This is a genomic window from Pseudomonas sp. ML2-2023-3 (assembly GCF_037055275.1).
Lineage (GTDB): Bacteria > Pseudomonadota > Gammaproteobacteria > Pseudomonadales > Pseudomonadaceae > Aquipseudomonas.
Genome location: NZ_CP146343.1, coordinates 4511780 through 4535870 on the forward strand (window position 1 = coordinate 4511780; position 24091 = coordinate 4535870).

Below are 24091 nucleotides of genomic sequence, written 5' to 3' on the forward strand. Positions count from 1 at the left end.
AAATCGCGGATTCAGGCTTTTCGATTTCTTCGCAATCGATCGCAGCCGTCGTTCCTCGGCAGCGACTACAGGACTCATGCTTGGGTTGGCACACCACTGTGGAAGCGGAATTCAACATCCGGGGACTCGATCAACTCCTGCTCCGCAGCCCTCACCCGCTCGATGACCTGGGCAATATCCTTGGCGTCGCCATACTGATAGGCCAGTTTCAGATAGCCCTGAAAATGCCGGGCCTCGCTCTTGAGCAAACCAAAATAGAACTTGCCGAGTTCTTCGTCCAAATGAGGCACCAATGCTTCGAAACGCTCGCAACTGCGGGCTTCGATAAACGCGCCCACGACCAGCGTATCCACCAGCTTGACCGGCTCATGGTTGCGCACCACTTTGCGCAACCCCGAGGCATAGCGCCCGGCCGACAGCTGACGCAGCTCGATCTTGCGCCTTTTCATCAGGCGCATGACTTGCTCGTGATGCACCAGCTCTTCACGGGCCAGACGCGACATCATGTTGATCAGGTCGACATGGGAGTGGTACTTGGCAATCAGGCTAAGGGCCGTGCTGGCAGCCTTGAACTCACAGTTTTTGTGATCGATCAGCAAGGTTTCCTGATCGGCCAATGCCGCTGCGATCCAGCCGTCAGGCGTGCGGCAGCCCAGGAACTCATGAATTTCAGGAAGAATCACGCGCACGCTCCCGACCAATGGGGATTGCACAGCTGACGGGCAGTGTTTTGAAAAATCGCTGACATGAGGCTCACAAAGACTGGATTGAGGCGAGCCGGGGATTATACGGGCCACGGAGCGCAGCACCAACGGCACAACTTGATATGCATCAACACAGGTACAACGACTGAACAACTATAGTGATTACACGCCGCTTTTATTACTTGTGGAGTTACCGGTCATGCACAGCATCAACAGCCTGTTGGTCGTCATCGAGCCCCATCTGATGGAAAGTCTCGCCCTCAAGCGCGCCAAACACATCGCCAGCCACACAAAAGCGCATTTGCACCTGTTGATCTGCGATAAAAAGCATGACCACTCAGCCCTGCTGAGCGTGCTTGAAAGCAGCCTGAAAAGTGAGGCCTACAGCGTCACCAGCGAGCAGGCCTGGCATGAAAGCCAGCACGCCACCATCATCAAGGTGCAGCAAGCCCACAACTGCGGGCTGGTGATCAAGCAACACGTACCCGACAACCCGCTGAAAAAAGTGCTGCTGACCCCCGAAGACTGGAAACTGCTGCGCTATTGCCCAAGCCCGGTATTGTTGGCCAAGACCGCTGAATCCTGGGAACACGGGGTCATATTGGCCGCCGTCGACGTGGGCAACAACGACCCTGAGCACATGGCCCTGCACTCAAGCATCGTTGACCACGGTTTTCGGATCGCCAGCATGGCCCATGCACAATTTCATGTCGTCAGCGCGCACCCCGCCCCTATGCTCGCCGCTGTCGACGCAGCCTACCCATTGGACACGCAACTGCAAGAAACCTACCGGGCAGAGTGCCGGGTGTTTCAGCAACAGTGTGAAATTGACGACAGCCGCCTGCATATCGAGGAAGGCCCGGCAGACGTGATCATCCCACGGGTCGCCAAGGCCCTGGGTGCAGTGGTAACGGTCATGGGCACAGTGGCGCGCACCGGGTTCTCGGGGGCATTGATCGGCAATACGGCCGAGGTGGTGATCGACAAGCTGGAAAGCGACATTCTGGTGCTCAAGCCCGAGGACATGATCGAGCACCTGGAAGAACTGGCGAATAAAGGCTGATCGGCTGGCGACCTATTCGCCAAACGCCTCTTTCAGAAACCCGGGAGCTATATAGCGCTGATAATGCGCTTCGGACAGGAGGAAAAATTCCCGATCAATGGCGTCACGCAACTCGGGCAGCGCCCAGCCACGAAACTCCGGCAGCAGCACCATGCCATAGAGCTCCAGCTGATTGATCACCCGCGCACCGCGGGCAATCAGCTGGTAGGCCCAGCAGTATTCGGACTGGTTGGGTACAAAGCGGATCTTGCGTGCCACCAGTTGGTCACGCAGCGTAGCCCGGTCGAATACCTCGACCTTGCCGGCCATCACCTGCACCAAAAGCTGCTCAAGACGACGCCACACAGCACGTTTTTCTTCCTCGTTGTAACCGTTCCAATTGATCACTTCATGGTGAAAACGCTTGCAACCACGGCACACGAGGTCGCCGTAGACCGTTGAGCAAAGGCCTATGCAGGGGGTCTTGATGGTTTGATTGGACATGGCGAAATAGAGCACTGCAGAACGAAACAGGTGGCCATGTTAGCCCTTTGTCTAACGCAGATCACCCCTCAACCTTCAGGGGCTAACTTACCTTTAACAAGTTTTTACCGTAGAATCGGTCTGCCTTTTAAGGCGCCAATGTCCGTTAGAAGCTGTTTTCAAAGCGTCACGAGCACAGTTGATCCCGAAGAACGGTGTTGGTGAAGGGTATTTGCACTGCAGATACCCGCACCAACATTCATCATCTCCCCCCGTTCGGAAGGCGTAAAACTTTGAAAACAGCTTCTGTTGGGAATCCTTGCAACTCTGGCTAAGCGGCTCAAAAAGCCCCCATGCGCATGAGTGCTCGGCATTCCTGGATGAGCGTCCCGGACACCCATTTGGGACCAATGATGAGGGTAATAACTGTGCTTGAAGCCTACCGCAAACATATCGAAGAGCGCGCAGCACTGGGTATCGTTCCCCAGCCGCTAAACGCCGAACAAACCGCATCTCTGGTTGAGCTGCTGAAAAACCCGCCAGCTGGTGAAGAAGAATTCCTCGTTGACCTGATCACCAACCGCATTCCGCCGGGTGTTGATGAAGCGGCCTATGTAAAAGCAGGCTTCCTGTCCGCCATCGCCAAAGGTGAAGCGACTTCCCCACTGATCAGCAAAAAGCGCGCTGTAGAACTGCTTGGCACCATGCAAGGCGGCTACAACATCGTGACGCTGGTCGAGATGCTGGATGACGCAGAGCTGGCACCGGTTGCCGCCGAGCAACTCAAGCACACCCTGCTAATGTTTGACGCCTTCCACGACGTCGCTGAAAAAGCCAAAAACGGCAATGTCCACGCTAAAGCCGTGGTGCAATCCTGGGCTGACGGCGAGTGGTTCAAGAACCGCCCTGTACTGGCTGACAAAATCAGCCTGCGCGTGTTCAAGGTCACTGGCGAAACCAACACCGACGACCTGTCGCCTGCACCGGACGCCTGGTCGCGCCCTGACATCCCGCTGCACGCCCTGGCCATGCTGAAAATGGCTCGCGACGGCATCGTGCCGGACGTTCAAGGCTCCATCGGTCCGATGAAGCAAATCGAAGAAATGCGCAACGCAGGCTTCCCTATTGCCTACGTCGGCGACGTGGTCGGTACCGGTTCGTCGCGTAAATCGGCCACCAACTCCGTACTGTGGTTCTTCGGCGACGACGTTCCTTACGTACCGAACAAGCGTGCCGGTGGTTTCTGCTTCGGCAGCAAAATCGCTCCGATCTTCTACAACACCATGGAAGATGCTGGCGCACTGCCAATCGAGTTCGATGTTTCCAACATCAACATGGGCGACGTGATCGACCTGTACCCGCACGCTGGCAAAGTCTGCAAGCACGGTACCGACGAAGTCATCACTACCTTCGAAATGAAGACCCCGGTTCTGTTGGACGAAGTTCGCGCTGGCGGCCGTATCCCCCTGATCATTGGCCGCGGCCTGACCGAGAAGGCTCGCGCTGAACTGGGCCTGGCTCCATCCGACCTGTTCAAAAAGCCTGAAGCACCTATTGAAAGCACCAAGGGTTTCACCCTGGCGCAGAAAATGGTCGGCAAGGCTTGCGGCGTGACCGGCGTTCGTCCGGGCACTTACTGCGAACCGAAGATGACCACCGTAGGTTCTCAGGACACCACCGGTCCAATGACCCGTGACGAACTGAAAGACCTGGCGTGCCTGGGCTTCTCCGCTGATCTGGTAATGCAGTCGTTCTGCCATACCGCGGCCTATCCAAAGCCGATCGACGTCACCACCCACCACACCCTGCCTGATTTCATCATGACCCGCGGCGGTGTTTCCCTGCGTCCGGGCGACGGCATTATCCACAGCTGGCTGAACCGCATGCTGCTGCCGGATACCGTCGGCACAGGTGGTGACTCCCACACCCGCTTCCCGATGGGCATCTCGTTCCCGGCCGGTTCCGGCCTGGTAGCGTTCGCCGCAGCCACTGGCGTAATGCCACTGGACATGCCGGAGTCGGTTCTGGTTCGCTTCAAAGGCGAAATGCAACCGGGCATCACCTTGCGTGACCTGGTACACGCCATCCCTTACGTCGCCATCCAGAAAGGCCTGCTGACGGTAGAGAAGAAAGGCAAGATCAACGAATTCTCGGGTCGCATCCTGGAAATCGAAGGTCTGGACAACCTGAGCATCGAGCAGGCATTCGAACTGTCCGACGCCTCGGCAGAGCGTTCGGCTGCTGGCTGCACCATCAAGCTGTCCAAAGAGTCCATCACCGAATACCTGAACTCCAACATCACCCTGCTGCGCTGGATGATCGGTGAAGGTTACGGCGACGCTCGTACCCTTGAGCGTCGTGCTCAAGCGATGGAAGCCTGGGTAGCCAACCCTGAGCTGATGGAAGCCGATGCTGACGCCGAATACGCGCACATCATCGAAATCGATCTGGCTGACATCAAAGAGCCTGTGCTCTGCGCGCCAAATGACCCGGATGACGCCCGTCTGCTGTCCACCGTTGCCGGTGAGAAGATCGACGAAGTGTTCATCGGTTCGTGCATGACCAACATCGGCCACTTCCGCGCTGCGGGCAAGTTGCTGGACAAGGTCAAAGGTCAGCTGCCAACTCGTCTGTGGCTGTCGCCGCCGACCAAGATGGACGCTCACCAGTTGACCGAAGAAGGCTACTACGGCATCTACGGCAAAGCTGGCGCACGCATGGAAATGCCGGGCTGCTCCCTGTGCATGGGTAACCAGGCACGTGTAGAGCCGAACTCGACTGTTGTGTCGACTTCGACCCGTAACTTCCCGAACCGTCTGGGTGACGGCGCGAACGTTTACCTGGCTTCGGCCGAGTTGGCGTCGGTTGCCTCGATCCTGGGTCGCCTGCCTTCCGTTGAGGAATACATGGCCTACGCGGCAGAGATCAACACCATGGCAGCGGACGTATACCGCTACCTGAGCTTTGATCAGATCGCCGAATTCCGTGAAGCGGCTGCAAATGCCAACATTCCGGTTATTCAAGCGTAAGCTGATGCAGTAACGAAAAAGCCCCGACTCTCACTGCAGAGCCGGGGCTTTTTCATGTCCGCGATTCAGGTGTTTACAGCAGTGGAGCCACAACTTGCTGCTCCCGTGGCCAGGCATCCAGCACCGCCTTGAACAGCGTCGCCAGCGGGATTGCAAAAAACACCCCCCAGAAACCCCACAACCCGCCAAACAACAGCACCGCACAAATGATTGCCACCGGGTGCAGGCTCACAGCCTCGGAGAACAGCAGCGGTACCAGCACGTTGCCGTCCAGGGTCTGGATGATCCCGTAGACAGCCATCAGATAGATAAACTGATCACTCCAGCCCCACTGGAACAACGCGATCAACAGCACCGGCACCGTCACCACCACGGCCCCCACATAGGGCACCACCACCGAAATCCCCACCAGCAACGCCAGCAAGGCCGAATAATTAAGGCCCATGGTGACAAATGCGATGTACGTCACGCCGCCGCAAATAATGATCTCGATGACCTTGCCGCGAATGTAATTCGCGATCTGGCGGTTCATTTCTTGCGCCACACGGGTAATCAACGCCCGCTCGCGAGGCAGATAACCACGCACCCAACGGCCGATCAGCGCCCGGTCCTTGAGGAAGAAAAACACCAGGATCGGCACCAGCACCAGATAAATCATGATGTTGACCAACAGCGGCAGACTGGACAGTGAAAAGGTCAGCGCCAGTTGCCCGAACTTGCCGATTTCACCCCGGGCCACTTCGATGGCTTGCAGCACCTGCTCATCCGAAACCAGATGCGGATAGCGCTCGGGCAACAGCAACAACAGCGATTGCCATTTTGCGAGCATGCCCGGCAGCTCATTGAACAGCGTGATCAGTTGATGCCAAAGCAAAGGCACCACCACCACAAGAAACACCAGCAACAACCCCATGAACAATGCAAACACCAGCCCGACCGCTGCGGCGGCGGGCACTCTCAGGCGCTCCAGAGCAACCACCAGGCCCTGCATCAGATACGCCAGCACCATGCCCGCCAACACGGGCGCCAACATGCCGCCCAATGTCAGCACAGCGGTAAATGCCAGCACCAGCAAGACCGCCAGTACAACCGCTTCCTCATCAGAGAAATAGCGCTGAACCCAACCACGTAGAACCTTGAACATCAATATTCCTTAAACCGGGACTCAGGCCTTGCGTAGCCAGTAGCGATAGGTACCCGCATTTTCTTCTTCACGCAGCAGTTCATGCCCTGCCAAGCGCGCGAAGGTACGAAAGTCACGCTGTGAACCCCCATCCGTGGCGATGACCTTAAGGACCTGACCACTGCTCATTTTGTTCAACGCCATCTTGGCCTTGAGCAATGGCAACGGACAATCAAGGCCCGCTGCGTCCAGTTCAGCATCATGGGCCAACGCATCAGTCATTACGTACTTCTCCAGATAGGGCATTTTTTATGCCGGCTAGAATACCCCAAGCAGAGCCGCCACTGGTCGCCAGCCGAGTGTCCAGCTACAGTAAGCGCTTTACCGACCAGAGCTCTGTGCATGACTTTTCTGCGCCCTACCCTGTTGACGCTCGCTTGCCTGCTCGCCTCGCCGAGCTTCGCCGACGATTTACCGTCTCTGGGTGACGCCAGTTCATCGATCGTCTCGCCACAACAAGAGTACCAACTGGGCCGTGCCTGGTTGAGCATGCTGCGCGGACAGGTGTCGCAGCTCAATGATCCGCAACTCAAGGATTACGTCGAAACCAGCGTCTACAAACTGGTTGAAACCAGCCAGGTACAGGATCGCCGGCTGGAATTCATTCTGATCAACAGCCCGCAGCTCAACGCCTTCGCCGCTCCCGGCGGGATCATCGGGGTCAACGGCGGCCTGTTCCTCAACGCCCAGACCGAAGGTGAGTACGCCTCGGTAATGGCCCACGAACTTGCTCACTTGTCACAGCGTCACTTCGCTCGCGGCGTAGAGGCCCAGCAGCGCATGCAGTTGCCGATGATGGCTGCGCTGCTCGCCGGGATCATCGTTGCGGCCTCGGGCGCGGGCGACGCGGGCATTGCCGCCATCGCCGGGACACAGGCTGCGGCCATGCAGGAACAGCGGCGCTTCTCGCGACAGAATGAGCAGGAGGCTGACCGGATCGGCATTCTCAACCTGGAGAAAGCAGGCTACGACCCGCGCTCAATGCCTACCATGTTCGAACGCCTGATGCGCCAATACCGCTTTGACGGCAGGCCACCCGAGTTTTTGCTGACTCACCCGGTCACCGAGTCGCGTATCGCCGACACCCGCAACCGCGCCGAACAGGCCAGAGTGGGCGGCACCGAAGACAGCTTGCGCTATCAACTGATCCGCGCCCGGGTGCAACTCAACTACGAAGAAACCCCGGGTCTGGCGGCCAAACGCTTTCGCCAGCAACTGGATGAGAACCCGAAAAACGACGTAGCCCGCTATGGCCTGGCCATTGCCTACATCAAGGGCAGCCAGTTCAACGAAGCCCGCGATACGCTCAAACCGCTACTGGAAAAGTCGCCGAACGACATCACCTACAACCTGGCGCAAATCGAGCTGGACATGGACAGCAATCGCCTGGCCGAAGCCCAGCAGCGAATCGACAGAATGCGCACCCTGTATCCGGGCAACTACCCGCTCAATCAGGCGCGTGTTGATCTGTTGCTCAAGCAAAATAACCCCAAGGAAGCCGACAAAGCCCTTGAAGCCTTGCTCAAAAGCCGCCCCGATGACCCGGATGTCTGGTACTCGGTTGCAGAAACTCGAGGCTTGTCAGGCAACATCATCGGCCTGCATCAGGCCCGTGCGGAATACTTTGCGCTGGTGGGGGATTTCCGACAGGCCATCCAGCAACTGGACTTTGCCCAGAAGCTCACCAACAACTTCCAGCTGTCGGCCCGCCTGGATGCCCGCAAGCGGGAACTGATGGATCAGGAGCGGGCGCTCAAAGATATGATGAACTGACAAAAGCCTCACTGACTCTGTGGGAGCGGGCTTGCTCGCGATAGCCTCGACGCGGCAAGCCCGCATCACGAGCAAGTGAAATCGCCGCACCGCCACTCCCACAGATAGTAGGGCTAGCTACTCAGGCATTCCCCGCCAGTTTCAAACGCGCAGCCTGAGTGAAGTCCAGCATGCGCTTGAGCGGGCGAATGGCATGGGGCACCAGTGCCGGGTCGACAAAAATCTCGTTGGTACCCTGCTGCAAACACTCCAGGGTGCGTTCCAGGGTATTCATGGCCATCCACGGACAATGTGCGCAACTGCGGCACGCCGCACCGTTACCCGCAGTGGGTGCCTCGATAAAGACCTTGTCCGGGCACAGCTGCTGCATCTTGTAAAAAATGCCGCGGTCGGTGGCCACGATAAAGGTCTTGTTGGGCAGGTTCTGCGCCGCAGCAATCAGTTGACTGGTGGAGCCCACGGCATCCGCCAGATCGATCACCGACTCCGGCGACTCCGGGTGAACCAGAATTGCCGCGTCCGGATACAACGCCTTCATGTCTTCGAGCTGCTTGGACTTGAACTCTTCGTGAACGATGCACGCACCGTCCCACAGCAGCATGTCGGCACCGGTCTGGCGCTGGATGTAGCGGCCCAGATGCTTGTCCGGCCCCCAGATAATGGTTTCGCCGTTATCCATCAGGCTTTCGACGATTTCCAGCGCGCAGCTTGATGTCACCACCCAGTCAGCCCGGGCCTTGACCGCCGCGGACGTGTTGGCATACACCACCACCGTGCGCTCGGGATGCTTGTCGCAAAAGGCCGAGAACTCTTCAACCGGGCAGCCCAGGTCAAGAGAACACGTGGCCTCCAGCGTTGGCATCAACACGCGTTTTTCAGGGGTCAGGATTTTCGCCGTCTCGCCCATGAAGCGCACACCGGCCACCAGAATGGTTTTGGCCGGGTGGGCCGCACCAAAGCGGGCCATCTCCAGGGAGTCGGACACACAGCCGCCGGTTTCTTCGGCCAGGGCCTGAATCACCGGATCACAGTAGAAATGCGCCACCAGCACCGCGTCGCGGGCTTTAAGCTCAGCCGCGATCTGCGCACGAAGGCTGAGGGCTTGTGCCTCAGTCAGCGGTTTTGGCTGCTTGGCATCAAGGTGGGCTTGAACCAGAAGTCGTTCAGAAATTTGCGTCATGTTCGCAAGACCTGCAAGCGCGTTGCGCGAAAGTCGAGTGTACCACCAGCTCCGGACCGTCAAGTCCCGCTGGGAGAATGTGTGTATCAGGCACGGACAAGCACTGAAGCGCGATAAGGCTACAGAATATCCTTGGGATTCAAAAGTTTAATGTTGCGCGGGCGACGGCGGGCAAGTGATCGAGCGTTTTTTCGGAAAAAGGAGCGCTGCGCGCGCCCCTCCCTTAGATCTTTCCGAAAACCTTGAACACGCTAATGATCGCAGGCCCGATGGCAACCAGAAAAAAGCTGGGCCACAGGCAAAAGATCAGCGGAAAGACCAGTTTTGTACCGACCTTGGCAGCTTTTTCCTCAGCCAGTTGCGTACGCCGATCGCGAAATTCTTCGGCATATATCCGCAAGGTGGTCCCCACACTGGTGCCGAAGCGGATGCTCTGCGCCAGCAAGCTCACCAGCCCGCGAATGTCTTCCAGCCCGGTACGCTCGGCCAGGTGCTTGAGGGCCTCAGTGCTTGGAACACCCGCACGCACTTCGGCGTTGACCAGTGCCAGCTCAAGGGCAAGATCGGGCTGGCTGACGGCCATTTCCTCTGAGACCCGCTCGATTGCCTGCGGCAAGGCGAGCCCCGACTCCACGCACACCACCATAAGGTCCAGCGCATCCGGGAAAGCAATCAGCAGCCGCGACATGCGTGCCTGCTTGCGTGCGCCCACATAGACCGCCGGAACCAGCCACCCCACCCCAAGTGCCAACATCAACAGGCCAACTCCCAGTAGCAGCGACATATTAGTAATAAACGGCAACGCCACAAGCGTAATACCTGTCAGCAGCAAGGGCAGCAGCAGCAGCCGAATCGCCCAGTACACTTGCACCGCCGACGGCGAGCGATAACCGGCATGGGTCAACAGGGTGCGGGTGGCCGATGAGCGCCGGGTCTCACCGGCACTGAAGCGCTGCCCCACCTGCTCAAGCATCATTTGCAGATTGCTCGGTGGCGCCCGATGGTCTGTGCCATGACCCGGTAATCCCCCCATTTCTAATACTCACCAGAAATAGAGATCAGGCCACAAGGGCCAACTTTTGTTTAGGGGTAATGCCTCCGAGCGCCATATTCGGGCGCTCGTGATTGTATGTCCAGATCCAGTTCGTGCCGTAGTCCTGAACTTCAGTTATCGATTCAAACAAGTAATGGCCCAGCCAGTCGTAACGGACGGTGCGGTTATAGCGTTCGACGTAGGCGTTCTGCTGCGGGTTGCCCGGCTGAATATATTCCAAACGGATGCCCCGTTTTTCGGCCCAGACTGTAAGTTTGGCACTAATAAATTCGGGGCCGTTATCACTGCGGATTGCCTGCGGTTTCCCGCGCCATTCAATGACCTGATCCAGCGCCCGCACCACACGTTCAGCCGGCAGAGACAAATCAATTTCCATGCTCAGGGCTTCACGGTTGAAATCATCAATCAAATTGAAGGCCCGAAAACTGCGCCCATCCGCTAATTGATCATGCATGAAATCCATCGACCAGCACTGATTAGTGGCTTCAGGAACGGCAAGCGGCTCAGGTTTCTCGCGTACGATGCGCTTACGTGGCTTGATGCGTAGATTCAGCTCCAGTTCGCGGTAAATCCGATAAACCCGTTTGTGATTCCAGCGATAGCCCTTCACGTTGCGCAGATACAGAAAGCACAAGCCAAACCCCCAGTTACGCTGGTTGTACGTGAGTTGGATCAGTTTATCGGCAATCACGGCATTTTCAGGCGCCAAACGCGGCTGATAGCGATAGCACGTGAGGCTAACTCTGAAAGCCAGGCACGCCAACTTGATGCTGCACCGACCTGAACGAACCACTTCCTGCGCCATCTCTCGTCGTCGCGATGGCTTCACCACTTTTTTGCCATGGCTTGCTGGATGATTTCGGCTTTGAGGCGCTCTTCGGCGTACATTTTTTTAAGTCGCCGGTTTTCGTCCTCCAACTCGCGCAGTCGAGTCAGCAACGATGCGTCCATACCGCCGAACTTGGTACGCCACTTGTAGAACGTAGCCGAACTGATGCCGTGCTCGCGGCACAGCTCTGGTGCTGGAGTTCCGGCCTCGGCTTGCTTGAGGATGGCCATGATTTGGCTGTCTGAAAAACGCGATGTCTTCACGCAAAATTTCCTTGATCCGGTCAGGAGAAAATTCTACTTCTGATGAGTACTTTTTTCAGGGGGGATTACCCTCGCACGAAAATTCCACAAAATAGTTAGATTAGATAAGTATCTAATTTATGGAAGATAAAACAGATTTAACAGTTAACAAGGCTCCGGAACCTATGACGTACTCACGCAAGTAATCGAGAGCCTGGCCCACAGTGCCGAGGGTTGAAGGAAGGGCTATTGGTCGGCCAAGCGTGCAAGTTGCTCACGGGCATCCTTGAGTGCTGCTGCCACTGCCGCCTCGCCAAACACAAGGCCCTGCAAATAGACAAAGTGAATGTCAAACAGCCCAAGCGTGTTCAGGGCATAACGCAGGTAGTCCGTCAGAAAATCCGGTTGCCGCGCCCTTTCCCCCTGATGAAAACCACCCGAGCCCACCAGCACATACACCGGACGATCGGCAAGTAACCCGGTTTTGCCCTCGGGGCCTGCGCTGAACGTGCGATGAATGCGCAACACGTAATCGATCCACAGCTTGAGAGCTGCCGGGACGGTGAAGTTGTGCATGGGCGTGGAGATCACCAGCATGTCGCTGGTTTCCAGCTCACGAATCAGCGCCTCGGACACATCGAACACCGGGGCCTCGAACGGTGTGGGTGTCGCCAGCGCGGCGCCGTAATCGATGCCCAGCGGCGGCAACGGTTGCTCGCTGAAGTCACGCCCCACCCATGCAAGATCAGGATAGCGTTGGCGCAGGGATGCCAAAAATTCGCGAGCCAGCCGACTGGCATGGGAAAAGTGCCCGTGGGGGCTGGCGTTGATCAGCAATGCATTGTTCATGGTTGCTCCCCGGTGAGGGTCTGGGTGAAGTGCATGCCATGCGCCAGCAGGCCCTGGCGGAAATAGAAACGCTGAGCCAGCGCCATGTGCAGCCCCGTGTCCAGTACCAGATGATCGCACTGGCGCGGCATCGCTTCTTCGCGAACGCGGCTCAACAGGCGACTCCCCACACCTGAACGCTGTAAATCGGGGCTCACCACCAGATCATCGACATAAATAAAGCGCGAATAGATCAGGTTTTCCATCTCGCGGTACCCCGCCAGCCCGACCAGAGTATGCTCCTGCCAGGCAGCGAGCAGACGGTAGCCCTGAGCCACCTGTCGCAGCAGTTGCGTTGAATAGGTTGCGGGATCTCGCAGATGTGGGCGCAAGACGCGCATCAGGTCAAAACTGACACACAGTGCCGGCTCGTCCTCAAGATGTTGCAGTGTGAAATTCATGATGGTCAGCCATTAGGAAAGTGGCTCCACTTTAGAGCGGTAACGGCATACCACCCAGAGCCACAAAATGACTAAATGACCAGGCCATGATTATCACTGAGCGCCCTGCCCCAGCGCGGATATCCCCCCCTGAGACGCTTTTCTAAATACAACTAGTACTGTTCGTCGGACTCGGAAATTTCCGCCAATATGCGTAGGAATTTTCCCGTTTCTGCGTAGTACTGACGAATTTAGACTTCAAGTACCCTCATCAAATAGAAGGTTACTTGTGTCCAGATTCATTTCTTTGTTCTTGTTTTTTACATTCGCCGGCTCCAGCATTGCGTCCGCCACCGATCTTTACAAAACGTATTCCTGGGCCATTCAACAATCGGTTAAAAAAGAAAGTTCTTCACCACTGCACGTCAAAAAGGTCATCGACAGCGCCCACTCCTTGCTGGGCATCCCTTACCTGTGGGGCGGCATGTCGCGGGAAAAGGGCTTCGATTGCAGCGGCATGCTGGTCTACCTGTTCAAAAACGAAGCCAATATCCATATACCAAGAACCACTTCGGCCATGCTGAATGCAGACTTGCAAAAGGTCGCCCGGCATCAACTCAAACCTGGCGATGCCGTTTTTTCCGTACCCAAGGGGGGACGCGGAGCAATCACGTCGGCCTGTACATCGGCGATAACCGTTTTATTCATGCACCGCGCACGGGCAAGACGATTCGTATCAACTCGATGGACAATTCGTACTGGAAGAAAAACTACACCACCGCTCGCCGCTTCTATGGCCGCACACAAGGATTCAACCGCTCACAGAAGCGGACGTATTGATGGCTCTACCGAGTAGTAAGTTATCTGCGAGGGGTTTAGGGGTAAGCCCCTCGCTTTGTAATCTCAGCCAAAACTCTTCAAGCCCAGATGACCGCGCAACGTCGGGTGTTCATACGCCGTGCGCAGATAACCGCGACGTTGCAGGATCGGCACCACCGACTCGGTGAATTCCGTGAAGGTGCCTGGCAGGTAGGCAGGCGATACCACATAGCCGTCGCAAGCACCCTGCTCCAACCAGTCAATCAGTTGCTGCGCCACGCTTTCGGCGGTGCCCGCCAATTGCGGTACGCGAATACTGGCGGCCATGATGGCACCGTACTCGCCAAGGGTGATGTCGCGCTCCAGACGCAGTTTTTGCGCAATCACGTCCGGCGTCGCCGAGTGCCTGGCGATGTCCAGCAGGCGGGTGTCCAGCGGGAACCGGGTGAAGTCGAAATTGGACTGGGTCGACAGGGTGATCACCCCCAGTTCAGGGTTGGCCAATGCATTGTGTTCATCGCGCTTTTTGATCGCTTCGGCTTCAGTGCCGCCAATGAATGGCATGACCGCCGTGAGAATTTTGCAGTCATCGGGGTTGCGGCCAATGGCGCGCATTTGCTGGTGGATGTCCTGACGGAATTCGAGCATGCGCTCTACCCGACTGTTGATGCTGAAAATGACCTCTGCCCAGCGCGAACCAAACTGCCGACCACGGCCCGACGCCCCGGCCTGAATCAATACGGGCTGGCCCTGGGGTACACGCGGGATATTCAGCGGCCCCTCACACTCAAAGAAAGTACCGCGGTGCTTGAAGGCATCGATTTTGTCCGGGTCCGCGAGAATGCCGCGAACCTTGTCCAGCACCAGCGCATCAGGCTGCCAGCTGTTCCACAACTTGAGCACCAGTTCGACAAACTCATCGGCACGGGCGTATCGCTGGTCATGGGCCAGATGCTGCGCATGACCAAACAGACGCGCTTCGCTGTCGTTCATGGACGTGACGATGTTCCACGCACTTCGCCCTTTGGAAATGTGATCGAGGGAGGCAATCGCCCGCGCTACATGGGGTGGTTGGTAGTAGGTGGTGGAACGCGTCAGCCCCAGGCCAATATGCCTGGTGTGACCGGCCAGCAGACTAAGAATCGGCAACGGGTCCAGCCGCGCAGCATCCTGGGCACCCAGCTCAAAAGAGCGCGCACGTGATTGCCCGGCCTGATCGCCAACCGCCAGGCGATCGGCAAAAAACAACAGGTCAAAGCAGCCGTCTTCGAGGGTTTTGGCAATTTCGATGTAGTAGTCGGGGTCGAGAAAGTGGCTATGGGTCTGCGGGTGACGCCACACCGCGTGACTATGTACCACGGGGCCCGAAAGCATGAACCCCGCCAATGCCATTTGCTTGGCCATAAGGTTTTCCTCGGTGATCAGAGTGCGCGGTCAAACATGGGAGTGACGTCGTAGGGCTTTTTCAGCAGCTTGGCGTCGTAGAGAAAATCAGAGGTGGCCTGGGCTTCGCTGACGATGGTGGGCGAGATGGGCAATACGGTAATGGCATCACGCTTGAACCAGGCCTTGGCGATTTCCGGGGAAGACTGGTTGGCCTTGGACCAGGCAGCCGCGTATTCGTCGACATGGCTCTGGCTCCATACCCGGGCACGGGTCAGACGCTCAACAAAGTCCTTGATGATCTCGCCCTTTTGCGCCAGCACCGGCTCATACGCAACTACATAGGTCGGTGCGCTCATCAACCCCTTGGCATTGCGGATCAACGTGCTGCCCTCTTTCTCCTGCAAGGAAACATAGGGTTCCCAGGTACCAAAGGCGTCAATGTCACCCTGGCTCAAGGCCATGCTCGCCTCAGCGGGCAACAGGAACTTGTAGTTCACGCTGTCACGCGGGACTCCGGCTTCATCCAGCGCCTTGAACATCATCTGCTGGCTCCACGAGCCGTTCCAGATCGCGACGGTTTTGCCTTTGAGGTCCGCCACCGACTTAATACCCGGGCGGGCCACGATGCCTACGCCGTTGAGGCTGGTCTGGGTACTGGCCACCACTTTGACCGGAGCTCCGTTGGCCGCCAGGCTGATCACCGGGGTGTCGCCCACCACACCAATATCCAGCGCGCCGCTGGCGACTGCCGAAGCCACGGGAGAGCCGGTATTGAAGCGTTTGAAGTCGATGGTGTAAGGCAAGTCTTTGAGCTCACCCGAGAGCTCCAGAACAATGCGATTGGAGAAGAACTGATCCCCCACGACCAGGGTCTGCGGTGCAGCAGCATAAGTGGGTGCGCCCTGCAGCGCCAGCGAGGCCAGACCCAGCAGGGTTAGCAATTTTCGACGTGTTGTCATTAAAGATTCCTACAGAGTTAACGGATAACTCAACCATCTGTAGGCATGCAGTCTGGCATTGAGAAAAGAGGCTTTATGGATCGCCAAGCGTGGCGTTTTTAGAAGCTAACGCAATAAAGACATAAACATCTAATACTTTTAAGGCATATACATAGAACCCTGTCCGGGTATTTGGTTAGCTGTTTTTGGTATTAAGCATTTAACCCATCCAGGATTAAGGTGACCTCACCAGACCACTGGGCCCAATCGCATTTACTTCACTCATTCCAGCGCCAGTGCGCCTTTGAGCGCAGGCCCGGCAAGGTCAGATTGCATGCCTAATCCTGAATTGAACCTATGGGGCACCGCCCCGACCGATCGTTACGAACAATTGGCAGCCCCCTTTCGCCCGCTGTTTGAACACATCAGTGCGCAAGCCGCAGAGGCTGACGGGTCACGCAGCAGCCTTGCCACTGTGATCCAGCAATTGAATGCACTGGGCTTGCCGCGCTGGCGCTTGCCCGCCACTTATGGAGGGCAAGACGCCACGCTGGTTGAGCTGCTCACCCTGTTGACCGAACTGTCTGCAGCAGACTCGAACATCACCCAGGCCCTGCGCGGGCATTTTGGTTTTTGCGAGGAAGTGCTGGTTTCAAAGAGTCCCGAGTGGCAGGCAAAGTGGCTCGACACGCTCAGCCAAGGCGCGCTGCTCTCGCCAGGCAGTACCGAAGTGGGCACACAGACCCGTGGCGAGTTTGAAACACGCATCCATCGCTCTGACGACGGCTCGCTGCGTATCAGCGGGAAAAAGTTCTACACCACCGGGGCGCTTTACAGCGACCTGATCAACACGATCGGCACCGGTGACGACGGGACGCTGTACAGCGTAGTGGTCAACCTTAAAGCGCCGGGAGTACAGGTCATTGACGACTGGAACGGTTTTGGCCAACGCCTGACGGCCAGCGGCACCTGCATCTTTGATAACGTGCGACTGGATGATGAACCGCGCCCCACTGACCAGCGTTTTGCCTATGGGCAATCGTTCTTTCAGATTTATCACCTGAGCACCCTCGCCGGCATCGCCCGCCGCGCAACCTTGAGTGGCGCCGATGAGCTGAGCAAACGATCCAGAACCTTTTCCACCGGCAATGCCGATGTCGCCGCGCAAGATGTGCAACTGCTGCAAGTGATCGGCGAAGTGGCAAGCCAGGCCTACGCGGCACATGCCATTACCCGGCAGGCTGCGCAGCGTCTGGAGCAAACCGCGCAGTACACGATAGCCAGTGACCAACCGCTGGCCCACGACGACCCGCAGGTCGCACTGGCCGAGCTTGAAGTGTGCCTGGCAGTCAATCCCGTGGTGGATGCCACGCTCGCAGCGACCACAGCGCTGTTCGATGCCCTGGGTGCCAGCGCTACCGCCAGCAACAAGGCGCTGGATCGACTCTGGCGCAACGCACGCACCCTGGCCAACCACAACCCCCGCGTGTACAAATCGCGCATCGTGGGCAACTACCTGGTCAACGGCCTGGTACCGCCCTCGCAGTGGCGGGTGGGTGTAGCCAAGGGCTGAGTACCCGGCTACCCGCTCAGCCTGCCCTACAGACAGGCTGAGCGGGTAGCCGGTGAAGGTTCAACTGGAAAGATCAAGCATTGGCAATGCTTGCCAGCGCCGCCTTGAGCTCCCTTCCTCCTTTCGCCACAACGATCTGATCATTGCTGGCTACCTGGAACTCCTTAGGGGTCGAGTACACGCAGGTCACAGTGATCGCTGCACTACGCCCATTGGTGAAAACCACTTGCACATCTTCGTAGTTGGCGATGGCACTCTGAACCGAAAATGTCTCCGTGATTATGCTCGGCAGCGTCATGAGCAGGGCCGAAACATCACGGGCCATTTCGTTCAGGAATTTGGCTTCCTGGTGTTCCTGATGTTGTTTCGCCTCTGGGGTTACCCCCCTCGAACCACAGGTACAACTGTAAGAAGCAAACATGCCGCTGGTATGGTCACAATACATTTTGTCACACCAGCAATTCGTAACCGTGCCGAACGCACTGGCCTCATTCCCGCAACTGGGGCACGTGATAGTACTCATCTTTATCCTCTGAACTTATGGAGACCGGTTTGTTGCCATTGCGTACTTGTCGAGTAGCACATAACAAGTACGGTGGCGGCCTGTAAAACTGGCACTGAACACCCCCCTACGCAAATCAGGTAAGCGATACCGAACCAATCAAGACCAAACCTTCTAATTCATACGAAATCTCCTACAGCTTTTCTTCCGTAAACAACAACTTATGACGTGACCTGCTAAAACGCCCCGCGTGCTTTCGCACACAGGGCGGCAAGGCCGGATGACCTGAAACTCAACCTCTCACCCGACCGTACAATCAGGAAATCTTGATCACGACCTTTCCGAAGGCGCCCCTCGCCAAGTGCTCGTAGGCTTGTCGCGCTTCTTCAAACGAATAGACCTTATCGATTACGGGACTGATCTCGTTTTCGTTGAGAAAGGCATTCATTCGATCAAACAAAGAGCGTGGCGCGACCGCGATGCCGCGTATGGTCGTCTGCCGGAAGATCAGCGGCATCAGGCTCAGCGCGGTGGTCTGCCCCGTCAGGAAGCCGATTTGAGCGATCTTGCCTGCGGCTTTGGTTGCAGCAATTGACTGGTTCAGGCCATTGCCACCCGCAACGTCCAAAAGCAGGTCAACGCCTTTGCCGTCCGTGAGGCCCAGAACTTCATTTTCCCACTTGGGATTAGCCCGGTAGTTAACGCCAACTACTGCGCCAAGCTTGATTGCAGCTTCCAGATTCCGGTCGCTGCTCGACGTCACAATGACTTTTGCACCGAGGGCGGTGGCCAGTTGAATCGAAATGACTTTAGGCGTGACCGACCGAACAGTCGATTTGGTCGCCGAAGGGATCTTTGGTGCAAGTGCTCGAAAAATATCGGCCACGCCCACGCCCGGTATCCGTGCTGTATCCGAGCAGATCCCACCTCGCTCCGCAGGCTCACGCTTTTGTTGACTGGGTGAATCAGCGGTTTGCCCTCCTTTCTCACTCCTGGCTGGAGTAAAAGAGAGCCAGGATTCAATCCTGATTGTTTGCAGGCTGAGTCTGATTTGCTCGCAGGCTGCGCAGACATCGGCCGGGGGGACATTTTACAGCCTCAAATCGACTTAAAACTTGTATGAGGCGAACACTGAACTGTTACCACCCGGACCAGCAGGCCACGACAGTTTTTCACCCATTAACACGAAACCCGCCACAACTGATCCAGCCTCGTCGTAAAGCTTTGGCTCATCATCTCCCGACGCATGCTCCAATCCGGCTTGCTCGGCACACTGGCGGCACGTAACGTCCCCCTGCCCCAACGCCCGTTGATCTGATCCAGAACCGCCATCACCCTGGATGCTTCTGCGGGCTGATTCATCGCAAACAGATCATCGGAAAACTCCCCGGGCTGGCGAAGATCCAGCAGCAGCACCTCGGCCTTGCTGTACTTGAAGCCGGGCTGAAAAACATGCTCCAACGCATCAACGGCCGCCTTGGTCAGCAGCCGCACATCATCCGTCGGGTATGGCAGGGTCACGACGACGCCTTTCGCGTATTTCGCTTCATCCGGGTTAAACATGCCTGTGCGGATGCTGACCCGGACTTTCTTGCAGTAAGATTTTTGCGCTCGCAGTTTTTCCGAGGCACGCATCATGTACGTGGCCACGGCCTCTTTGATCGGTGCCAGCTCGGTCAGCCGTTTGCCAAACATTCGACTGCAACAGATCTCCTGCTTCGGTGGGTCAGGCTCGTCCAACTCCAGGCATGAGGTGCCCGACAGCTCACGTGCCGTTTTCTCGATCACAACGCTGAACTTTTTACGAAGTGACCAGGGGTCAGCCTTGGCCAGGTCCATCGCAGTCTTGATGCCCATGCTTTCAAGGTGAGCGGTCATGCGGCGCCCTACCCCCCACACTTCAGACACGGCCGTATTACGCAGCACCCAGTCGCGTTCAAGATCACCGCACAGATTCACCACACCACCGGTGCGTGTCTGGAGGCGTTTGGCCGTATGGTTGGCGAGCTTGGCCAGGGTTTTGGTGTGGCCAATACCAACACCCACGGGTATGCCGGTGCACTTGAGGATTCTGGCTCGCAACTGCCTGCCCAGGGCGATGACGTCTGCGATACCGGTCAGGTCAGCAAACGACTCATCAATGCTGTAGACCTCCACTGCCGGCACTATGGATTCGATCAGGCTCATGACCCGCTCGCTCATGTCACCGTACAGCGCATAGTTCGATGAGAACGCAACGATCCCCTCCTGCTGGAGGCGCTGCTTGATCTGGAAATAAGGCTCACCCATTTTCACAAAGGGCTTGGCCTCGTAACTGCGAGCGATGACGCAGCCATCATTGTTGCTCAGCACCACAATGGGAACTTTCGCCAGGTCCGGTCGGAATACCCGCTCGCAACTGGCATAAAAGCTGTTGCAGTCAATCAATGCAAAAACCGGCCTGGGCTTAGTGACCATGGCGGCGCACGCTGTGAGTAACCACCCCCCCGTTCGAGCAAGCGTCAGCAGCCGGTAACGGGAAAACTGCAGACATTTTGAACGCGTGAAGGGGTAAACGGACGCCGCCTTCAGCCTGAAGGCCCAAGAGTGTAAAGCTCATGACGCACGCTTTTAATTAACTGTATGAATATACAGTTAACGCTGTAGGACGTGTCTGGTCAATATTTCTGTCAGGGTTTTCTGACGGGAGGAGGCCGGGGTTTGTCGCAGGTGAGCACTCTCAATCTTCGTCACAGATAAGTGCCGAGGATATCCAGGCCCGAGTTGACGCTCATGTCACCGGCCCGGTGACAGCGTCTACAGGGGCCAGCAAATCAAGCATCGGCTCACCGCAATCGATGGTGGCCGATTAATCTTCTGCGCCACGAAACGTGACAGCGCGGTTGGTAAAAATCGTCTGCAAACTGGCTGGCTCATTAGCTGAATCTGTCTTTCGCCTTATCTCTTCAAGCCCTAACTCAATACGGTAATCACAGAGGTGATCGAACAGCTTGTCTTGTGAGACCGTGATGGCCTCGCCTCCACTCTTGGAGCACAAGATATGCAGCACAGCGGCGAACGGGAGAGACAGTGCCTCCTCGACATCGCGCTCAAAGTACGCCTCCAACTGCGCAGCCAACAGCTCCAGCCACTTGTCATTCAAGTTGCAGGACAAAGTGGATTCAAGTCCTTTGCGAAGCACCTCGTCACGAAACGAAACCATCAAATCCTTAGCCATGACATACCCCTCAGTAGTGAGGCTGCTATTAAACTACTGTCAAAAGACCATGGCTCTGGCTGCGATCGCGGGAAATTTCCTAATTTCAGGTGAATCAATTCCTACTTCACATTTACCCTGCCTAACTACCTTGCTTAAGTACAAGTTCCGCGGCTACACGTTCAACTCAACAGAAAATATGCGCCGCCACGGGTACCTGACGGGGAGTCATTACTTATGAAGTCACACTCATACGAAGATAAACTTTCAACTACCACCCTCCGAACAGCGCATTATATTTCTTATATACCGCTTAAATTCTTGTCAACTTACAAGCATTCACCACAGAGATGAACCCACCAAATAAAGCGCGCGCACCCGCTCTATCACAAGCACTCAAACCACTTCAGCACACCCTGCACAGCCAAAAAAATCACTACAAATCTTTCTTTAAGTAATCACTACTCCGGATACTAGCGAGCGGAAAAGCTCGACATGTGATATCTCTTGTAGTTTGGAATACAGCGCTTTTGGGCTCTAACATGCTATGATGGCCACTATAATGCCATATTATTAAAACTGTGATCATGGACACACAAATGCACTTCCGAAAAAACATAAACTCGCTTCGAGCACTTGCGGTTATTTCCGTCGTGCTGTTTCACTTCAAGATTGGAGGATTCGACGGCGGGTTTTCAGGGGTCGATATTTTCTTCGTTATATCCGGCTTCTTGATGACAGGGATCATCGTCAGCGGGCTCCAGAAGCAAAATTTCTCTCTATTAGCGTTTTACGCATCCAGAGCACGGCGAATTGTCCCGGCGCTGCTGACACTGTGTGCGGCGCTGCTGATCTTCGGTTTTATCTATTTCCCCCTTGATGACTACCGGGAACTGATCAGAGCAATCAAAAGCAGCCTGCTCTTCAGCTCCAACTTCATGTTCGCCAAAAGCGGAGGCTATTTCGACGCACCGCTGCACGAGAACTGGCTGTTGCACACTTGGTCGTTGTCGGTCGAGTGGCAGTTCTACATGCTCTACCCCGTGCTGCTGATGGCACTCTACAAGTTCCTGGGCATACACAAGACCAAAACGGCGCTTGTATTGCTCGCGCTAGGGTCGCTGGGCGCATCGGTCTATCTGACCAATACCAATCCGGTTTTTGCGTTCTACATGCTGCCTACCCGCGCCTGGGAACTGATCGTCGGCGGGCTGGTATTCCTGTTCCCGCTGCAACTGAGTAAACGAATCAGCTACACACTTGAAGGGCTCGGGCTAGGCGCAATCCTGCTAAGTATTTTCTGTTTCTCCGAGCAGGACCTCTGGCCGGGATACCTGGCCCTGTTGCCCGTACTAGGCACCGCGCTGGTAATCATCGCAAATACTCAGTCGGCCTTCAGTAATAGCCGCGCCTTGCAGTTCTCTGGAACCATCTCGTACTCCGTGTATCTATGGCACTGGCCGCTAGTCGTGTTCCTCTTTACATGCGGGCTGCTAAACAGCTGGCCGCATGTACTGGCGGCGATCGTGATGTCTTTCGTGCTCGGAGCCCTTTCGTTCTACCTGATTGAATCGAAGACAAGAAAAATCATCACGGCACCCCGGACGATCTTCAAATATGCATCCTTTGTCGTGTTGATGGTCGGCTTCGCGGCCATCATCTCCTCCGTCGCCAAGGACCATCCTGGCATTCGGTTTGCTTATGTAGACCTCGGCCAACCCGAATACACCAGCAGCCTCTACACACAAGAGTGCATCTCCAATCCCTATAATGCCGCCGAATGCAAACTGGGCTCAGGCGACGTGTCTGTCATTTTATTCGGTGACAGTCACGCCCAATCGACTGCTGCGGCTGTCCAGGTTGAAAATGGCCAGGCAGCCTTATCCTGGGCCCGCGGGGGCTGCCCAACCCTGCAGAACTTTGCAATGCATGACAAAGATCTGGAGAGCAAATGCCACGGATTCAACAGCGAAAAGCTTCTGGCACTGAAAAACTCACACCAGGGTGTACCCGTCGTTCTGTTCAGTAGAGCGGCCATGTACACCGATACAAGCAGAGGCAATAGTTACCGCGTGTACTTCCCGGGCCAGGAGCACCTGACGGGTCAGTCATTTGCCGATGCATACGCCGCCGAGTACACCAAGGTTGTGTGTGCTATCGCAGAAAATCGTCCTGTGTATATCGTCAAACCGATCCCGGAAATGCCGTTCAATATCTACAAAGGCTTGAACCTGCACAAACGCATTTTCCAGTCCTCATCGGACATCACTGTTTCACTGCAGGACTACGAGCAACGTAATCGCATAGCCAACCACGCCATTGAAGTCGCGGCAAAGCAGTGCAATGCCAAGGTTATTGACCCAACCCCATACCTTTGCCCAAACGGACAATGCATGGGTTCAAGGGACGGTGTACCTCTGTACTACGATGACAACCATCTAGTAGATGCTGGCAATGAGCAGCTGAAAGGGTTGTTCAATGGAGTCATTGAAAAGATTTAAATCTTTCTCATCCTCGATTGAACTGGCACTGGATAGCGACTCATCCGGGCCGTTTTGGGGATCCGGTAGTTGCCCTCCATAAAAAAGGTCCGCCAACACAGGTTGATTGCGGGCCAACCGGCTTGAACCCCTTGAGCATGAGTTGCGTCCAGTTGACCGCCATGAAGCGACCATAAAACTGGTCGCTTTGCCTTTGGGGTGTCATGCACACGAGTGCCAAGCCTCAGAACAAGCATCGATACCGAGCTCGCACTCACGCAAGGCCGTCCAAGACCTCCCACACCAAACCCGCACCATGCTGCTCGTCAGCCTCTCCCTGCCCACCAACAGCCTGAGAACCACCGCCAACAAGGATTCACTCGAAGCACCTCTGACGCGGTCGGCCAAGC

19 protein-coding genes and 3 pseudogenes are annotated in these 24091 nt (G+C 56.3%); 7 read left to right on the forward strand and 15 right to left on the reverse strand.

Going from position 1 to position 24091, the window contains the following annotated elements:
• Positions 1–74: 74 nt before the first annotated feature.
• On the reverse strand, positions 75–683 hold the full coding sequence (locus tag V6P94_RS20800; RefSeq protein WP_133077964.1) for a tRNA-(ms[2]io[6]A)-hydroxylase: 609 nt from the start codon (positions 681–683) through the stop codon (positions 75–77).
• Between the two features lie 220 nt (positions 684–903).
• Between V6P94_RS20800 and V6P94_RS20805 the strand changes: the two genes are divergently transcribed.
• Positions 904–1767, forward strand: a complete 864-nt coding sequence (locus tag V6P94_RS20805) for a universal stress protein (RefSeq protein ID WP_133077965.1) — start codon at positions 904–906, stop codon at positions 1765–1767.
• A 12-nt stretch (positions 1768–1779) separates the two neighbouring features.
• Here V6P94_RS20805 and V6P94_RS20810 read toward each other — a convergent pair whose 3' ends face one another.
• Complete coding sequence (locus V6P94_RS20810; protein WP_019823181.1) at positions 1780–2250, reverse strand: DUF1289 domain-containing protein; 471 nt, start codon at positions 2248–2250, stop codon at positions 1780–1782.
• Between the two features lie 407 nt (positions 2251–2657).
• Between V6P94_RS20810 and acnB the strand changes: the two genes are divergently transcribed.
• Positions 2658–5258, forward strand: a complete 2601-nt coding sequence (gene acnB / locus V6P94_RS20815; protein WP_133077991.1) for a bifunctional aconitate hydratase 2/2-methylisocitrate dehydratase — start codon at positions 2658–2660, stop codon at positions 5256–5258.
• Between the two features lie 73 nt (positions 5259–5331).
• Here acnB and V6P94_RS20820 read toward each other — a convergent pair whose 3' ends face one another.
• Both V6P94_RS20820 and V6P94_RS20825 read right to left on the reverse strand, forming a co-directional pair.
• Complete coding sequence (locus V6P94_RS20820; RefSeq protein ID WP_133077966.1) at positions 5332–6402, reverse strand: AI-2E family transporter; 1071 nt, start codon at positions 6400–6402, stop codon at positions 5332–5334.
• 21 nt (positions 6403–6423) lie between these two features.
• Entirely contained in the window at positions 6424–6663 is a 240-nt protein-coding gene (locus tag V6P94_RS20825) for a sulfurtransferase TusA family protein (RefSeq protein WP_133077967.1), read from the reverse strand.
• Between the two features lie 120 nt (positions 6664–6783).
• Here V6P94_RS20825 and V6P94_RS20830 point away from each other — a divergent pair, with 120 nt between their 5' ends.
• Complete coding sequence (locus tag V6P94_RS20830) at positions 6784–8214, forward strand: M48 family metalloprotease (RefSeq protein ID WP_133077968.1); 1431 nt, start codon at positions 6784–6786, stop codon at positions 8212–8214.
• A gap of 121 nt (positions 8215–8335) precedes the next feature.
• On the opposite strand, the gene nadA is transcribed toward V6P94_RS20830, so the two are convergent.
• From nadA to V6P94_RS20855, 5 genes are all read right to left on the reverse strand, one after another.
• The gene (nadA, locus tag V6P94_RS20835; protein WP_016782293.1) at positions 8336–9394 is read right to left on the reverse strand and encodes a quinolinate synthase NadA; all 1059 of its coding nucleotides are present in this window, start codon (positions 9392–9394) and stop codon (positions 8336–8338) included.
• 223 nt (positions 9395–9617) lie between these two features.
• Positions 9618–10427, reverse strand: a complete 810-nt coding sequence (locus tag V6P94_RS20840) for a type II secretion system F family protein (protein ID WP_326397551.1) — start codon at positions 10425–10427, stop codon at positions 9618–9620.
• A gap of 25 nt (positions 10428–10452) precedes the next feature.
• A protein-coding gene (locus tag V6P94_RS20845; RefSeq protein ID WP_326397549.1) for an IS3 family transposase occupies positions 10453–11540 on the reverse strand; the annotation gives its coding sequence in 2 pieces (ribosomal slippage) (positions 10453–11288 and positions 11288–11540; 1089 coding nt in all).
• A gap of 225 nt (positions 11541–11765) precedes the next feature.
• Positions 11766–12368 carry an NAD(P)H-dependent oxidoreductase gene (locus tag V6P94_RS20850; RefSeq protein ID WP_326397548.1) on the reverse strand — a complete coding sequence of 201 codons (603 nt, stop codon included), beginning with the start codon at positions 12366–12368 and terminating at the stop codon, positions 11766–11768.
• Entirely contained in the window at positions 12365–12808 is a 444-nt protein-coding gene (locus V6P94_RS20855; RefSeq protein ID WP_326397546.1) for a GNAT family N-acetyltransferase, read from the reverse strand. Before V6P94_RS20855 ends, V6P94_RS20850 begins: the two co-directional genes overlap by 4 nt.
• 361 nt (positions 12809–13169) lie before the next feature.
• On the opposite strand from V6P94_RS20855, the pseudogene V6P94_RS20860 reads away from it, so the two are divergent.
• Positions 13170–13627: pseudogene (locus tag V6P94_RS20860) on the forward strand (C40 family peptidase).
• 63 nt (positions 13628–13690) lie between these two features.
• Here the strand turns inward: V6P94_RS20860 and V6P94_RS20865 are convergent.
• Together V6P94_RS20865 and V6P94_RS20870 are read right to left on the reverse strand one after the other, a co-directional pair.
• Positions 13691–15010 (reverse strand): LLM class flavin-dependent oxidoreductase, encoded by a 1320-nt coding sequence (locus tag V6P94_RS20865; RefSeq protein ID WP_326397544.1) that lies wholly within the window; start codon positions 15008–15010, stop codon positions 13691–13693.
• A 17-nt stretch (positions 15011–15027) separates the two neighbouring features.
• Positions 15028–15951, reverse strand: a complete 924-nt coding sequence (locus V6P94_RS20870; RefSeq protein WP_219262072.1) for an ABC transporter substrate-binding protein — start codon at positions 15949–15951, stop codon at positions 15028–15030.
• Positions 15952–16264: 313 nt separating this feature from the next.
• Between V6P94_RS20870 and V6P94_RS20875 the strand changes: the two genes are divergently transcribed.
• Positions 16265–17503, forward strand: a complete 1239-nt coding sequence (locus V6P94_RS20875; RefSeq protein ID WP_133077987.1) for an acyl-CoA dehydrogenase family protein — start codon at positions 16265–16267, stop codon at positions 17501–17503.
• A 73-nt stretch (positions 17504–17576) separates the two neighbouring features.
• Here the strand turns inward: V6P94_RS20875 and V6P94_RS20880 are convergent, their stop codons facing one another.
• Both V6P94_RS20880 and V6P94_RS20885 read right to left on the reverse strand, forming a co-directional pair.
• Positions 17577–17948 (reverse strand): hypothetical protein, encoded by a 372-nt coding sequence (locus V6P94_RS20880; protein WP_133077988.1) that lies wholly within the window; start codon positions 17946–17948, stop codon positions 17577–17579.
• A 373-nt stretch (positions 17949–18321) separates the two neighbouring features.
• A pseudogene (locus V6P94_RS20885) lies at positions 18322–18801 on the reverse strand (zinc-binding dehydrogenase); the annotation flags it as partial.
• A gap of 53 nt (positions 18802–18854) precedes the next feature.
• Here V6P94_RS20885 and V6P94_RS20890 point away from each other — a divergent pair.
• Positions 18855–19010 (forward strand): annotated as a pseudogene (locus V6P94_RS20890) (LysR family transcriptional regulator); the annotation flags it as partial.
• Positions 19011–19184: 174 nt separating this feature from the next.
• On the opposite strand, the gene umuC reads toward V6P94_RS20890, so the two are convergent.
• Together umuC and V6P94_RS20900 are read right to left on the reverse strand one after the other, a co-directional pair.
• Positions 19185–20462 (reverse strand): translesion error-prone DNA polymerase V subunit UmuC, encoded by a 1278-nt coding sequence (umuC, locus tag V6P94_RS20895; RefSeq protein ID WP_219262070.1) that lies wholly within the window; start codon positions 20460–20462, stop codon positions 19185–19187.
• 391 nt (positions 20463–20853) lie between these two features.
• Positions 20854–21222: a hypothetical protein gene (locus tag V6P94_RS20900; protein WP_326427249.1), complete on the reverse strand. Its 369-nt coding sequence runs from the start codon at positions 21220–21222 to the stop codon at positions 20854–20856.
• A gap of 578 nt (positions 21223–21800) precedes the next feature.
• Here V6P94_RS20900 and V6P94_RS20905 point away from each other — a divergent pair.
• Positions 21801–23702, forward strand: a complete 1902-nt coding sequence (locus V6P94_RS20905) for an acyltransferase family protein (RefSeq protein ID WP_326399016.1) — start codon at positions 21801–21803, stop codon at positions 23700–23702.
• The last annotated feature ends 389 nt before the right edge of the window (positions 23703–24091 follow it).

Coding starts and splice junctions, on each gene's coding strand:
- V6P94_RS20900 (WP_326427249.1), bottom strand. CDS start 21,222: ATGGCTAAGGATTTGATGGTTTCGTTTCGTGACGAGGTGCTTCGCAAA.
- V6P94_RS20905 (WP_326399016.1), top strand. CDS start 21,801: ATGCACTTCCGAAAAAACATAAACTCGCTTCGAGCACTTGCGGTTATT.
- nadA (WP_016782293.1), bottom strand. CDS start 9,394: ATGACGCAAATTTCTGAACGACTTCTGGTTCAAGCCCACCTTGATGCC.
- V6P94_RS20880 (WP_133077988.1), bottom strand. CDS start 17,948: ATGTATTGTGACCATACCAGCGGCATGTTTGCTTCTTACAGTTGTACC.
- V6P94_RS20805 (WP_133077965.1), top strand. CDS start 904: ATGCACAGCATCAACAGCCTGTTGGTCGTCATCGAGCCCCATCTGATG.
- V6P94_RS20850 (WP_326397548.1), bottom strand. CDS start 12,368: ATGAACAATGCATTGCTGATCAACGCCAGCCCCCACGGGCACTTTTCC.
- V6P94_RS20830 (WP_133077968.1), top strand. CDS start 6,784: ATGACTTTTCTGCGCCCTACCCTGTTGACGCTCGCTTGCCTGCTCGCC.
- umuC (WP_219262070.1), bottom strand. CDS start 20,462: ATGGTCACTAAGCCCAGGCCGGTTTTTGCATTGATTGACTGCAACAGC.
- V6P94_RS20820 (WP_133077966.1), bottom strand. CDS start 6,402: ATGTTCAAGGTTCTACGTGGTTGGGTTCAGCGCTATTTCTCTGATGAG.
- V6P94_RS20870 (WP_219262072.1), bottom strand. CDS start 15,951: ATGACAACACGTCGAAAATTGCTAACCCTGCTGGGTCTGGCCTCGCTG.
- V6P94_RS20865 (WP_326397544.1), bottom strand. CDS start 15,010: ATGGCCAAGCAAATGGCATTGGCGGGGTTCATGCTTTCGGGCCCCGTG.
- V6P94_RS20810 (WP_019823181.1), bottom strand. CDS start 2,250: ATGTCCAATCAAACCATCAAGACCCCCTGCATAGGCCTTTGCTCAACG.
- V6P94_RS20855 (WP_326397546.1), bottom strand. CDS start 12,808: ATGAATTTCACACTGCAACATCTTGAGGACGAGCCGGCACTGTGTGTC.
- V6P94_RS20840 (WP_326397551.1), bottom strand. CDS start 10,427: ATGGGGGGATTACCGGGTCATGGCACAGACCATCGGGCGCCACCGAGC.
- V6P94_RS20825 (WP_133077967.1), bottom strand. CDS start 6,663: ATGACTGATGCGTTGGCCCATGATGCTGAACTGGACGCAGCGGGCCTT.
- V6P94_RS20875 (WP_133077987.1), top strand. CDS start 16,265: ATGCCTAATCCTGAATTGAACCTATGGGGCACCGCCCCGACCGATCGT.